Here is a 15,634-nt window from a genome sequence, read left to right as displayed (position 1 = left end):
TGATCCGGTCGGCATCGGTCGGGTCGGTGGCGGGCTGCGCCTGCCAGACCTCGGCCAGGTCCTCGACCGCCAGCCCGCCCGGCAGTCCGTCCGGCAGCCCCGGTGCCAGCTGCACCGCCAGCTCCGCAGTGGTGAGGAGGAGGGCGGGGGCGGCGTCGGCCAGCATGTAGGCGATGCGGTCGGCCGGGTAGTCCGGGTCCACCGGCAGGTAGCCGGCGCCCGCCTTGGCGATGCCCAGGATCACGGCGAGCTGCTCGGCACAACGGGGCAGAGCCACCCCGACGAGCTGCTCGGCACCGATGCCCCGGCCGATCAGCCAGTGCGCGACCTGGTTCGCCCGCGCGTTCAGCTCCGCATACGTCCAGGTCGCCTTGCCGACCTCCAACGCGAGGGCATCGGGGGTGGCCTGCACCCGGGCCTCGAACAGCTCCGGCAGCGTGGCCGCACCGGTCCCCGCACTCGGGGCAGCCGACCAGTCCCGGAGCCGGGCGGCCTCACCGGGCGTGAGGACGTCCAGGAATCCGATCGGCCGGGACGGATCGGCGGCAATCGACCTGAGCAGCCGGACCCAGCGTGCGATCAGCGCCTCGACGGTGGTGCGGTCGTACAGATCCGTCGCGAACTCGACCGTGCCCGACATGCCGGCCGGGGTGCCGTTGTCGTCCCGGTGCTCGCCCATGTTGATGAACATGTCGAACCTGGACGTGCCCATCGCGACACCGTCTGCCGCGACCTGCAGGTTGGGCAGCTCGAAGTTCGGCTGCTCGGTGTTGAGGACGGCGAGCATGACCTGGAAGAGCGGGTGATGCGTGGTGCTGCGGTGCGGGTTGAGCGCCTCCACCAGGTGCTCGAAGGGGACGTCCTGGTGGGCATAGGCCTCCAGACTGGTCCGGCGCACCTGGGCGAGCAGCTCGGTGAACGACGGGTTGCCGGCCGTGTCGGTGCGCAGGACCAGGGTGTTGACGAAGAAGCCGATCAGCTGGTCGAGGTTCTCGTCCGTACGTCCGGCGATCGGCGCACCGAGCGGGATGTCCGTGCCGGCACCGAGGCGGGTCATCAGGGCGGCGAAGGACGCCTGCAACACCATGAACATGGTCGTGCCGCTGGAACGGGCCAGCTCGGACAGCGCCTGGTGCAGATCCGCGTCGATACCGAAGGTGGTGACGTCACCCGCGTAGCCGGCGACGGCGGGCCGGGGCCGGTCGGTGGGCACGGTCACCTGCTCCGGCAAACCGGCCAACTGCTGTGCCCAGTACTGCTGCTGGCGAACGAACGGACTGTCCGGGTCACTGTCGTCACCGAGCAGCTCGCGCTGCCACAGCGTGTAGTCGGCGTACTGCACCGGCAGCTGCGGCCAGTCCGGCTCGTCGTCCGTGAGACGGGCACTGTAGGCGGAGATCAGGTCACGGGCCAGCGGCGCCAGCGACCAGCCGTCACCCGCGATGTGGTGCAGCACCAGCATCAGCACCGACTCCGTCGGACTGACCGTGAACAGCTCGGCGTGCAGCGGCACTTGGCCGGACAGGTCGAACTCGTACCGGGCGGCCCGACGCAGGTGGTCGGCGAGTCCGCCCTCGTCCGTGGGGACGACCGCCAGGTCGATGCGGGCCTGCTCGGGGTCGAGGATGTGCTGACGGGCCTGTCCGTCGACGTCCAGGAAGACGGTGCGCAGGGCCTCGTGGCGCGCGATGACGTCGTTGAGGGAGTCCAGCAGCGCCTGCCGGTCCAGCTCACCGGTCAGCCGCAGGGCCAACGGCATGTTGTAGGTGGCCGAGGGGCCCTCGAGCTGGTGCAGGAACCACAGCCGCTGCTGGGCGTAGGAGAGCGGAAGCGGGTTGGGCCGGGTGACGGGCAGGAGCGGCGGACGCAGTTCACCGCCCTGGGTCAGACGCGGCGCGAGCTTCGCCACGGTCGGCGCCTCGAACAGCACCTGGAGCGGCGCCTCGGTGCCGAGGGTGCTGCGGATCCGGCTGCTGAGCTGGGTGGCGAGCAGGGAGTGGCCGCCGAGGTCGAAGAAGTTGTCGTCGATCCCGACCCCGGGCAGGCCGAGGACCTCGGCGAACAGGGTGCAGAGGATCTCCTCCTGGGGCGTGCGCGGTGCACGGCCGTCGGCCGTGGACGCGTAGTCCGGCGCGGGGAGGGCCTTACGGTCGGCCTTCCCGTTCGGGGTGAGCGGGATGTGGTCCAGGGTGACGATCGCCGACGGCACCATGTAGTCCGGCAGCTGTGCCTGCAACACCTGGCGCAACGCCGTCACCAGCGAACCACCGGTCCGCGCCCGCGCCGGAGCATTCGTCAGAACCGAACCGGCCACCCCCGACGACCGATAGACACCGGTCACCGCCAGAGCGCTGCCCACCGGCAGCAGGACCGCATCGAACGCGCCCGGTCGCTCCGAACTCCACGTGGCGACCGCGTCCAAGCCCTGAGCCGCGGCCCACTCGTGGAACACCTCGGGATCCACACCCCCGCCGGCCGCCAGCGCCTCCCGCACTCGGACCAGATCCGCACCCACCGAAAGCGCTTCAACGGCGGCGACCTCGCCCGCCAGACGGGCGTTCGGGACACCCGACACACGCAAGCCGCCCTCGACCGGACGCTCCCCGAGCTCCTCCAGCGTCGAAACGTCGGTCCCCCAGCGCAGCAGCGGAGCGCCGGTGAGATCGGTCAGTGTCTCCGCAGACTTGTGGAGGGTGACGTCGTAGCGGTGGCGGGTCAGCTCGTTGTGCGCCGAGCCCCGCTTGATCCGGATGTCCACACCCGCGCCGTGCTCGGCGGCGAAGACGGTGAAGTAGTCCGGGTGGACCAGGAGTTCCTTCTCCACGACCACCGCGCGCTCCACCGAAGCGTGGAGCTGGGTGGCGTCGGCCGCCCGCGTCGCCTGGACCGCGGTGTGGAAGGTCCGCAACTGCCCGAGATGGCGAACATCACCGACAACGACCCGGCCGCCGTCCGCCAGCAACTCCAAGGCCCGCGACAGAACCACGGTCAGGTAGTCGCGGTTCGGGAAGTACTGCGCGACGGAGTTGATGACGACCGTGTCGAAGTAGCCCGTCGGCAGACCGGTGAAGTCCTCCGCACTCTGGCAGGACACCCGCACGTGCTCCCAACCGCGCTCCGCGACCTGCTCGACGAGGCGCGTCACCACCGCCTGGGACAGGTCCGTGCCCCAGTACGACTCCACCTCCCCAGCCAGCGGTGCCATCAGCAGACCCGAACCGACACCGATCTCCAGCACACGCCTCGGCGCATAGGAGCGGATCCGCTCCACCGTCGCCGTACGCCACTCCCGCATCTCCTCCAGCGGGATCGCCTCACCCGTGTACGAGCTGTCCCACCCCGCGAAATCCTCACCCAACGGCGCCGTGGGCCGCTCGTACACCGAGTCGTACAACTCCCGCCAACCCTCGACCTGCTCAGCGGCGGCCTGTTCCTGGCCGTCCACGGCGGTGCCGGGCACGACGTACGCCACCAGGCGGACGTCACCGGGCTGGTCCTCACGGGCGACCACGGCAGCGTGGGCGACCTCGGGGTGGGCGGCCAGGGCGGCCTCGACCTCCCCGAGCTCGATGCGGAAGCCGCGGATCTTCACCTGGTCGTCGGCGCGGCCGGTGTAGACGAGGACACCCTCAGCGGTCCAGCGCACGACGTCCCCGGTGCGGTACATCCGCTCGCCCGGCTCACCGAACGGATCCGCGACGAACCGCTCGGCCGTCAGGCCGGGACGGTTCAGGTAGCCGCGGGCCAGCTGGACCCCGGCGAGGTACAGCTCGCCCGGCACGCCCGGTGGGACGGGCTGGAGTGCCGCGTCCAGTACGTACACACGGGTGTTCCAGACGGGGCGTCCGATGGGCACGCTCGCACCGGTGTCGGACTCCCGGCACGCCCAGGCCGTGACGTCCACCGATGCCTCGGTGGGGCCGTAGAGGTTGTGCAGCGGAACGTCGAGCACGTCGTCGAAGCGGTCGCGCAGGTCGGCCGACAACGCCTCCCCGCTGCACAGGACGGCACGCAGTCCGGTGCAGCCGGCCGCAGCCGGCTCGTGCAGGAACGCCTGGAGCATGGACGGGACGAAGTGGGCGATGGTGATCCGCTCGCGCTGGATCAGCTCGGCCAGGTAGGCGGGGTCCTTGTGCCCGCCCGGGCGGGCGAGGACGAGCGTTCCGCCCTCCAGCAGCGGCCAGAAGAACTCCCAGACCGAGACGTCGAAGCCGAACGGCGTCTTCTGCAGGACCCGGTCGTCCGCACCGATCCGGTACTCGCTCTGCATCCAGGTCAGCCGGTTGACGATGCCGCTGTGCGGAACCGCCACGCCCTTGGGCCGGCCGGTCGAACCCGAGGTGTAGATCACGTACGCCGGGTTGGCCGCTCGCAGCGGGTGGATCCGGTCCGCGTCGACGGGGTCGCTGTCGGGCAGGCCCGCCAGCTCCTCGACCAGGGCGGGCGCGTCCAGGACGAGGGCCGGGGCCGCGGTGAGAGCGGCGGTGGCGGATGTCGCGAGCACCAGCGCGGGGGCGCCGTCCTCCAGCAGGTGGGCGATGCGGTCCGCCGGGTACTCCGGGTCGACCGGCAGGTAGGCGGCGCCGGCCTTGGTGACGGCCAGCAGTGCGACCACCATCTCGACGGAGCGCTCCAGCACCAGCGCGACCAGCTGCTCCGGGCCGGCTCCACGGCTGATCAGCAGGTGGGCCAGACGGTTGGCCCGGGCGTTCAGCTCCGCGTACGAGAGCTCGACGCCCTCGAACACCACGGCGGTCGCGTCCGGCGTACGGGTCGCCTGGGCCTGGAAGAGCTCGGGCAACGTGGCGGACGGGACCTCGACGGCGGTGTCGTTCCACTCGCCGAGGATGCGGTGGCGCTCGGCCCGGTCGAGGATCTCGACCTCGTCCAGGGGCAGCCGCGGGTCGACGACCACGGCCCGCAGCAGGCGCACCCAGCGCTCGGCCATGACCTCGACGGTCACCCGGTCGTACAGGTCCGTCGCGAACTCGATGAACCCGTTGATTCCCGCAGGCGCACCGTTCTCGCCGTGCTCCTCCCCGACGGTGATGAACAGGTCGAACCGCGCCGTGCCGGTGGGAGTCGGCTCGGGGCTGACGTGCAGTCCGGGCAGCCGGAAGTCGGCCTGCTCGTTGTTCTGCAGGGCCAGCATGACCTGGAAGAGCGGGTGGTGAGCGGCGGAGCGGTGCGGGTTGAGCTTCTCCACCAGGTACTGGAAGGGGACGTCCTGGTGGGTGTAGCCGGCCAGGGTGGTCCGGCGGACCTGGGCGAGCAGGTCGGTGAAGGCCGGGTTGCCCGCCGTGTCGGTCCGCACCACGAGGGTGTTGACGAAGAAGCCGACCAGGTCGTCGAGGTTCTCGTCGGTGCGCCCGGCGATGGGAGAACCGATCGGGATGTCGGTCCCGGCGCCGAGGCGGGTCATCAGGGCGGCGAGGGAGGCCTGCAGCACCATGAACACGGTCGTGTCGGTGGCACGGGCCAGCTCGGCCAGGTCCCGGTGCAGACCGTCGTCGAGGCCGAACGCGATGGTGTCACCCGCCTTGCCGGCGACGGCGGGCCGGGGCCGGTCGGTGGGGACGGTCACCTGCTCCGGCAGCCCGGCCAACTGCTGCGCCCAGTAGCCGTACTGGCGACTGAACGGACTCTGCGGGTCGGTGTCCTCACCGAGCAGGTCACGCTGCCACAGCGTGTAGTCCGCGTACTGCACCGACAGGTGCGGCCAGCCGGGCTCGTCGTCCGTGAGACGGGCACTGTAGGCGGCGATCAGGTCACGGGCCAGCGGCGCCATCGACCAGCCGTCGGCCGCGATGTGGTGGACGATCAACATCAGCACCGACTCCGTCGGGCTGACGGTGAACAGCCGTGCGTGCAGCGGTACTTGGGCGGACAGGTCGAACTCGTGCTGCGCGGCGCGACGGAGCTGGTCGTGCAGCCGGCTCTCGTCCGTGGGGACGGTCCGCAGCGTGATCCGCGCCTGGTCGGGGGCGAGAACGTGCTGGCCGGGCCGTCCGTCGGTCTCGCGGAAGACGGTGCGCAGGGCCTCGTGCCGGGTGACCACGTCGTTGAGGGCGTCCTGCAGTGCCTGCTGGTCCAGCTCGCCGGAGAGGCGCAGGGCGTACGCCATGTTGTAGGTGGCGGAGGGGCCTTCCAGCTTGTGCAGGAACCACAGCCGTTCCTGGGCGTAGGACAGCGGCAGCACCTGCGGCCGCACGACCGGTTCGAGTGCGGGGCGCAGTTCGCCCGCGTGGTCGGCCAGCCGGCGGGCCAGCTGGGCCACGGTCGGTGCCTCGAAGATCGCGCGCAGCGGAATCTCGGTCCCGAGCGCCGTGCGGATGCGGCTGATCAGACGGGTGGCCAGCAGCGAGTGACCGCCCAGGTCGAAGAAGCCGTCGTCGACCCCCACCCCGGGCACGCCCAGGATCTCGGCGAACGCCGTGCAGAGGATCTCCTCCTGCGGCGTACGCGGGGCGCGCCCGGTGCCGGCCAGGGCGTAGTCGGGTGCGGGCAGGGCGTCGCGGTCCACCTTCCCGTTCGGGGTCACCGGCATCCGGTCGAGAGCCACGACGGCCGCGGGGACCATGTAGTCCGGCAGCTGCTCCCGCAGCCGGTCGCGCACCTCCTCGGTGGACAAGCCGTACTCCGTCTCCGCGACGACGTAGGCCACCAGGCGGGTGTCGCCGGGCTGGTCCTCGCGAGCGATGACGACGGCCTGTGCGACCTCGGGGTGCCGGGTGAGAGCAGCCTGGATCTCGCCGGGCTCGATCCGGAACCCGCGGATCTTCACCTGCTCATCCGTACGGCCCAGGTAGTCCAGTTCACCGTCCGGGTTCCAGCGCACCAGGTCACCCGTGCGGTACATCCGGCTCCCGGCCCCGCCGAACGGATCCGCCACGAAGCGTTCGGAACTCAGACCGGGCCGGTCGAGGTAGCCGCGGGCCAGGCCCCGGCCGGCGAGGTACAGCTCGCCGGGGATGCCCGGCGGCACCTGGCGCAGGTTCTCGTCCAGCACGTACACCCGGGTGTCGACCACCGGCCGACCGATCGGAACATGCGCACCCGACAACGGCTCACTGACCGTCGCACCGACCGTCGACTCCGTCGGACCGTACGCGTTCACCATCCGACGACCCGCCGACCACCGCTCGGCCAGGTCCGGCGGGCAGGCCTCGGCACCGACGATGAGGCTGGACAGGTCGGTCAGCGTGTCGGGGGCACCGGCCGGGAGGGTGGCCAGGATCGACGGCGGGATGAACGCGTGGGTGATCCGCCGGTCGGCCAGGACCCGGAAGAGGTCCTCACCCGCGAGACGACCCGGCGGGGGCACGACCAGGGTGCCGCCGTTGCTGAGAGCCATCAGCAGTTCCAGGACGGAGGCGTCGAAACTCGGCGAGGCCAACTGCACGACCCGGCTGTCCGCCGTAGTGCGGCAGCGCTCGACCAGCGTCGAGGCGAACGACGCCAGACCCGTGTGGGTGACCGTGGCACCCTTGGGGCGGCCGGTGGAGCCCGAGGTGTAGATCACGTAGGCCGGGTTGGCCGGTCGCAGCGGGGTGATCCGGTCGGCATCGGTCGGGTCGGTGGCGGGCTGTGCCTGCCAGACCTCGGCCAGCTCCTCGACCGCCAGCCCCTCCGCCAGTCCGCCCGGCAGCTCCGGTGCCAGCTCCGCGGTGGTGAGGAGGAGGGTGGGGGTGGCGTCGGCGAGCATGTAGGCGATGCGGTCGGCCGGGTAGTCCGGGTCGACCGGCAGGTAGCCGGCACCCGCCTTGGCGATGCCCAGGATCACGGCGAGCTGCTCGGCACACCGGGGCAGCGCCACCCCGACCAACTGCTCGGCACCGATGCCCCGGCCGATCAGCCAGTGCGCGACCTGGTTCGCCCGGGCGTTCAGCTCGGCGTACGTCCAGGACGCGTCGCCGACCTCCAGTGCGACGGCATCGGGGGTGGCCTGCACGCGGGCCTGGAACAGCTCCGACAGCGTGGCCGCACCGGTCCCCGCACTCGGGGCACCCGACCAGTCCCGGAGCCGGGCGGCCTCACCGGGCGTGAGGACGTCCAGGAATCCGATCGGCCGGGACGGATCGGCGGCAATCGACCTGAGCAGCCGGACCCAGCGCGCAGTCAGCGCCTCGATCGTCGACCGGTCGTACAGATCCGTCGCGAACTCGACGAACCCGTTGATTCCCGCAGGTGCACCGTTCTCGCCACGCTCCTCGCCGACGGTGATGGCGAGGTCGAACATCGAGGTTCCGGTGGGCCAGATCTCGCTGTCCACCTGCAGCCGGGGCAGGTCGAAGGACGGCTGCTGGGCGGTCTGGAGCCCCAGGGAGATCTGGAACAGCGGGTGGTGGCTGGAGGAGCGGTGCGGGTTGAGCGCCTCCACCAGGTGCTCGAAGGGCACGTCCTGGTGGGCATAGGCCTCCAGACTGGTCCGACGGACCCGGGCAAGCAGGTCGGTGAAGGCCGGGTTGCCCGCCGTGTCGGTGCGCAGGACCAGGGTGTTGACGAAGAAGCCGATCAGGTCGTCGAGGTTCTCATCCGTACGTCCGGCGATCGGCGCACCGAGCGGGATGTCCGTACCGGCACCGAGCCGGGTCATCAGGGCAGCGAAGGACGCCTGCAACACCATGAACATCGTCGTGCCGCTGGAACGGGCCAACTCGGACAACGCCTGGTGCAGATCCGCGTCGATACCGAAGGTGCTGACGTCACCCGCGTAGCCGGCCACCGCCGGGCGGGGCCGGTCGGTGGGCACGGTCACCTGCTCCGGCAGACCGGCCAACTGCTGTGCCCAGTACTGCTGCTGGCGCACGAACGGACTGTCCGGGTCACTGTCGTCACCCAGCAGCTCGCGCTGCCACAGCGTGTAGTCGGCGTACTGCACCGGCAGCTGCGGCCAGTCCGGCTCGGCACCGGTCAGGCGGGCGGAGTAGGCCGTGACCAGGTCACGGGCCAGCGACGCCATCGACCAACCGTCACCGGCGATGTGGTGCAGCACCAGCAACAGCACCGACCCCGTCGGACTGACCGTGAACAGCTCGGCGTGCAGCGGAACTTGGCCGGAGAGGTCGAACTCGTGGCGCGCGGCCAGGTCCAGTTGCCCGTTGATCCGGTCCTCGTCCGTGGGGACGACCGCCAGGTCGATGCGGGCCTGCTCGGGGTCGAGGATGTGCTGACGGGCCTGTCCGTCGACGTCCAGGAAGACGGTGCGCAGGGCCTCGTGCCGGGAGATCACATCGTTGAGGGCGTCCAGCAGCGCCTGCCGGTCCAGCTCACCGGTCAGCCGCAGGGCCAACGGCATGTTGTAGGTGGCCGAGGGGCCTTCCAGCTGGTGCAGGAACCACAACCGCTGCTGCGCGAAGGACAGCGGCAGCACCTCGGGACGAGGCATCACGACCAGAGCGGGACGCGCCGCGCCCTCGCCCAGCCGCGCGGAGAGCCGGGAGACGGTCGGCGCCTCGAACAGCACCTGGAGCGGCAGCTCGGTGCCGAGGGTACTCCGCACCCGGCTGCTGAGCTGCGTCGCCAACAGCGAATGGCCACCGAGTGCGAAGAAGTCGTCATCGATCCCGACCCCGGACACACCCAGGACCTCGGCGAACAGGGTGCAGAGGATCTCCTCCTGCGGCGTACGAGCCGCACGACCCCCAGCGGTGGACGCGTAGTCCGGCGCCGGAAGGGCCTTGCGGTCGATCTTCCCGTTCGGCGTCAACGGAAGACGGTCCAGCGTGACGATCGCCGACGGCACCATGTAGTCCGGCAACTGCGCCTGCAACACCTGACGCAACGCCGTCACCAGCGAACCACCGGTCCGCGCCCGCGCCGGAGCATTCGTCAGAACCGAACCGGCCACCCCCGACGACCGATAGACACCGGTCACCGCCAGGCCGCTGCCCACCGGCAGCAGAACCGCATCGAACGCGGCCGGTCGCTCCGAACTCCACGTGGCGACCGCGTCCAAGCCGCGCTCGGTGGCCCAGCGGTGGAACACCTCGGGATCCACACCCCCGCCGGCCGCCAGCGCCTCCCGTACGACCGCCAGATCCGCACCCACCGAAAGCGCATCGACGGCGGCGACCTCGCCCGCCAGACGGGCGTTCGGGACACCCGTCACACGCAGACCGCCCTCGACCGGACGCTCCCCGAGCTCCTCCAGCGTCGCAACGTCCGTCCCCCAGCGCAGCACCGGCACGCCGCCCAGATCCGTCAGCGCCCCCGCGGACTTGTGGAGGGTGACGTCATAGCGGTGGCGGGTCAGCTCGTTGTGCGCCGAGCCCCGCTTGATCCGAACATCCACACCCGCACCACGCTCGGCGGCGAAGACGGTGAAGTAGTCCGGGTGGACCAGGAGTTCCTTCTCCACCACCACCGCACGCTCCACCGAAGCGTGGAGCTGCGCGACATCAGCGGCCCTCGGCACCTGCACAGCCGTCTGGAACACCCGCAACTGCCCGAGATGGCGAACGTCACCGACAACGACCCGGCCACCGTCCGCCAGCAACTCCAACGCCCCCGACAGAACCACAGTCAGGTAGTCGCGGTTCGGGAAGTACTGCGCGACGGAGTTGATGACGACCGTGTCGAAGTAGCCGGTCGGCAGACCGGTGAAGTCCTCCGCACTCTGGCAGGACACCCGCACGTGCTCCCAGCCGCGCTCCGCGACCTGCTCGACCAGGCGTGTCACCACCGCCTGGGACAGGTCCGTGCCCCAGTACGACTCGACCTCCTCCGCGAGGGGTGCCATCAGCAGACCCGAACCGACACCGATCTCCAGCACACGCCTTGGCCCGTAGGAGCGGATCCGCTCCACCGTCGCCGTACGCCACTCCCGCATCTCCTCCAGCGGGATCGCCTCACCCGTGTACGAGCTGTCCCACCCCGCGAAGTCCTCACCCAACGGCGCCGTGGCCTGCTCGTACACCGAGTCGTACAACTCCCGCCAGTCCCCGACCTGCTCAGCGGCATCGACCTCGGCAGCACTGTCACTCCCCGGGACAACATAGGCGACCAGACGGATGTCACCAGGCTGGTCCTCACGCGGAACCACCACTGCCTGCGCGACCTCGGCATGCCGGGTGAGGGCAGCTTCGACCTCACCGGGCTCGATCCGGAACCCACGGATCTTCACCTGCTCATCCGTACGGCCCAGATACTCCAGCTCACCATCCCGACTCCACCGCGCCACGTCACCCGTGCGATACATCCGGCTCCCGGCCCCGCCGAACGGATCCGCCACGAAGCGCTCGGCCGTCAGGCCGGGACGGTTCAGGTAGCCACGAGCCAGGCCCCGGCCGGCGAGGTAGAGCTCGCCGGGGATGCCCGACGGGACCTGGCGCAGGTTCTCGTCCAGCACGTACACCCGGGTGTTGACCACCGGCCGACCGATCGGAACATACGCACCCGACAGCGGCTCACTGGCCGTCGCACCAACCGTCGACTCCGTCGGACCGTACGCGTTGATCATCCGACGACCCACCGACCACCGCTCCGCCAGATCCGGCGGGCACGCCTCACCGGCCACCACCACGGTCTCCAGACCCGGCAAGGAGGCCTCGACCCCCACCGGCAGACTCGCCAACGCCGACGGCGGCAGCGTCACATGCGTGACCCCCCGCTCGGCCAGCACCCGGCCCAGCTCCTCACCCACCAAGCGTCGCGACCCCGCCACCACCAACGCCGCACCGGTCGCCAGCGCCATCACCAGCTCCCACACCGCCGCATCGAACCCCGGCGAAGCGAACTGCAGCACCCGACTCTCCGCCGACACCCCGAACCGCTCCACCAGCGTCACCGCCAACGACGCCAACCCCGAATGCGTAACCGCCACACCCTTGGGCCGACCCGTCGAACCCGACGTGTAGATCGTGTAAGCCGTGTTCGCGGCCGTGAGCGGGGCGATCCGGTCGGCGTCCGTCGGGTCGGTGGCGGGCTGCGCCTGCCAGACCTCGGCCAGCTCCTCGACCGCCAGCCCGCCCGCCAGCCCGCCCGCCAGCCCGTCCGGCAGCCCCGGCGTCAACTCCCCACTGGTGAGCAGCAGGACGGGGGCCGCGTCCGCGAGCATGTACGCGATCCGCTCCGCCGGATAGTCCGGATCCACCGGCAGATAGCCGGCACCCGCCTTCACGATGCCCAGCACCACCGCCACCTGCACCGCGCTACGCGGCAACACCACACCCACGAGATCCTCGGCACCGACACCCCGCGAGATCAACCAGTGCGCAATCCGGTTCGCCCACGCGTTCAACTCCGCATACGTCCACGACGCACCGTCGGCCTCCAACGCGACGGCGTCCGGCGCGGCCGCCACGCGGGCCTGGAACAGCACCGGCAGAGCGACGTCCTCGATCTCGACCCGCTCGGGCTGCACCGCCCGGTCGGGGTGTTCCCGCGGGGTGAGGATGTTCAGGGCACCGATCCGCTGGGACGGGTCGGCGACCACCCCCCGCAGCACCTGCGTCCACCGTTCGATCAGCGTCTCGATCGTGGCCCGGTCGTACAGGTCCGTCGCGAACTCGACCGTGCCGGACATGCCCATGGGCATGCCGTCGGAGTCGTGGCTCTCGTACATGCTGATGAACGCGTCGAACCGTGCCGTGCCAGTGGGCCAGGTCTCGGAGTCCGCCCGCAGGCCGGGCAGGTCGAAGTGGGCCTCTTCGTTGTTCTGGAGGACGAGCGCGACCTGGAAGAGCGGGTGGATCGCCGCGGAGCGCAACGGGTTGAGCTTCTCCACCAGGTACTGGAAGGGGACGTCCTGGTGGGCGTAGGCCTCCAGGCTGGTCCGGCGGACCTGCCCGAGCAGGTCGGTGAAGACGGGGTTGCCCGCCGTGTCCGTCCGCAGGACGAAGGTGTTGACGAAGAAGCCGACCAGGTCGTCGAGGTTCTCGTCGGTCCGTCCGGCCACACCGCTGCCGATCGGGATGTCCGTCCCGGCGCCGAGCCGGGTCATCAGCGCGGCCATGGAGGCCTGGAGCACCATGTACATGGTGCTGCCGGTGGCGCGGGCCAGCTCGGCGAGGTCCCGGTGCAGGTCCGCGTCGAGGCCGAAGGCGACGGTGTCACCGATGTGGCTGGCCACGGCCGGGCGGGGCCGGTCGGCGGGGACGGTGACCTGCTCCGGCAGACCGGCCAACTGCTGCGCCCAGTAGCCGTACTGGCGACTGAACGGACTGTCCGGGTCGGTGTCGTCACCGAGCAGGTCACGCTGCCAGAGCGTGTAGTCGGCGTACTGCACCGGCAGCTGCGGCCAGTCCGGCTCGGCACCGGTCAGGCGCGCGGTGTAGGCGGCGATCAGGTCACGGGCCAGCGGCGCCAGCGACCAGCCGTCACCCGCGATGTGGTGGACGATCAGCATCAGCACCGAGTCCGCCGGGCTGACGGCCAACAGTTCGGCACGGAAGGGGACTTGACCGGACAGGTCGAACTCGTGACCCGCGGCCCCGTTCATGGCCGAGGTGAGGTCGGCCCGGCCGACCTGCCGGACGCGCAGCTCAGTGCGAGCCCGGTCGGGGGTGAGGATCTGCTGGGCGGGCCGTCCGTCGATCTCGCGGAAGACGGTGCGCAGGGCCTCGTGCCGGGTGACCACGTCGTTGAGGGCGTCCTGCAGTGCCTGCTGGTCCAGCTCGCCGGAGAGCCGCAGGGCGAGTGCGATGTTGTAGGTGGCGGAGGGGCCTTCCAGCTTGTGCTGGAACCACAGCCGTTCCTGGGCGTAGGACAGCGGCAGCGTCTTCGGCCGGGCCAACGGCACCAGAGCCGGGCGCAGTTCGCCCGCGTGGTCGGCCAGCCGGAGGGCGAGCTGCTCCGCGGTCGGCGCCTCGAACACCGTCCGCAGCGGGATCTCCACGCCCAGGGCCGTACGGATCCGGCTGATCAGGCGGGTGGCCAGCAGCGAGTGACCGCCGAGCTCGAAGAAGCTGTCGTCGACGCCCACCCCGGGCACGCCCAGGATCTCGGCGAACGCCGTGCAGAGGAGCTCTTCCTGCGGCGTGCGCGGGGCGCGCCCGGTGCCCGCCAGGGCGTAGTCGGGTGCGGGCAGGGCCCTGCGGTCGATCTTCCCGTTGGGCGTCATCGGCATCCGGTCCAGCCGGACGACCACGGACGGGACCATGTAGCCGGGCAGGACGTCGCGCAGTTGCTCGCGGACCTGCTCCGAGGAGAAGCCGTCGACCGCCGTCGGCACCGCGTACGCCACGAGGCGGGTGCCGCCGGGCTGGTCCCGGCGGGCGATGACCACGGCCTGGGAGACACCGGGCAGTTGCTGCAGCACGGCCTCGATCTCGCCGGGCTCGATCCGGAACCCGCGGATCTTCACCTGGTCGTCGCTGCGGCCCAGGTAGTCCAGTTCACCGTCCGGGTTCCAGCGCACCAGGTCACCCGTGCGATACATCCGGTCCCCGGCCTCACCGAACGGGTCCGCGACGAAGCGCTCCGCCGTCAGGCCCGGCCGGTTGAGGTAGCCACGGGCCACGCCCTTGCCGGCGATGTAGAGCTCACCGTCCTCGCCCGGGGCGACCGGCCGGAGACGGGCGTCCAGGACGTACACCCGCGCGTTGAACAGGGGCCGCCCGATCGGGACCCGGCGTCCGGTCAGGTACCCGCTCGCCGTCGCGTACACGGTGCATTCCGTCGGCCCGTACGCGTTGACCATCCGACGGCCCGGGGACCAGCGCTCCACCAGCTCCGGCGGGACGGCCTCACCGATCATGGTCAGGGTGCCGAGCCCGGGCAGGGCCGCCTCGCTCCCGGCGGGCAGCGTCTCCAGCACGGAGGCCGTGACGAAGGCATGGGTGATCCGCCGGTCGACCATCGTCCGCATGAGCTCGTGGCCGGCCAGGCTGTCGGCGTCGGTCAGGACGAGCGTGGCGCCGGAGGTCAGGGCGAGGAAGATCTCCGAGACGGAGGCGTCGAATCCGAGCGAGGCGAGCTGCAGGATCCGGCTGCCCGGTCCCGCCGCGCAGCGGTCGGCCAGCGCGGTGGTGAGGCTGGCCAGCCCGGTGTGGGTGACGGCGACGCCCTTGGGCCGGCCGGTGGAACCGGAGGTGTAGATCGTGTAGGCGAGGTCCTCGACGACGAGCGGTGCCAGCCTGTCGTCATCGGTGGGATCGTCGGTGGCCTGCTCGTCCAGGAGCCCGGGGAGCGCTTCGACGAGGACGCTCTCGCCGCCGGCGCCGGACAGGCTCGCGGCGAGGGCGGCCGTGGTCAGCAGGAGGGTCGGCTTCGCGTCGGCGAGCATGAAGTCGATGCGCTCGGCCGGGTAGCCCGGGTCGACGGGCAGGTAGGCGGCGCCCGCCTTGGTGATGCCCAGGATCGCGGTGATCTGCTCGGCACAGCGGGGAAGGGCCACCGCGACCAGCTCGCCCGGACCGGTGCCGCGCGAGATGAGCCAGTGCGCGATCCGGTTGGCCTGCGCGTTGACCTCGGCATAGGTGAAGGAGCGGTCGCCGTCCTCCAGGGCGAGAGCCTGTGGAGTCGCCTCGACCCGGGCCTCGAACAGGCGCGGCACGGTGGCGTCGTCGATGTCGTCGCGCAGGTTCCGGCCCCAGTCGGTCAGCAGCCGGTCCTGTCCGCGCGGAGGCACGGGAACGACCCCGTCCGCACCGGGGTGGAGGGTCTCGGCAAACCGCTTGTCAGGGGTGGTCAT

General features: G+C 71.1%; 1 protein-coding gene (only partly in view). It reads right to left on the bottom strand.

Annotation, left to right across the window (positions count from 1 at the left end; all coding sequences use genetic code 11):
• Nucleotides 1-15,634, bottom strand: the 5' end (the start) of a protein-coding gene (locus tag ACZ4W5_RS27655) for a non-ribosomal peptide synthase/polyketide synthase (RefSeq protein WP_465657595.1). Its footprint begins 21,527 nt before the window's first position; 15,634 of the gene's 37,161 nt are visible here — the first part of the coding sequence; its start codon is at nt 15,632-15,634; its stop codon lies off the left edge, out of view.

This window comes from Kitasatospora sp. NPDC029367 (assembly GCF_055569135.1).
The sequence above is the reverse complement of the archived record's forward strand: the minus strand, read 5'-3'. Positions and strand labels throughout refer to the sequence as shown.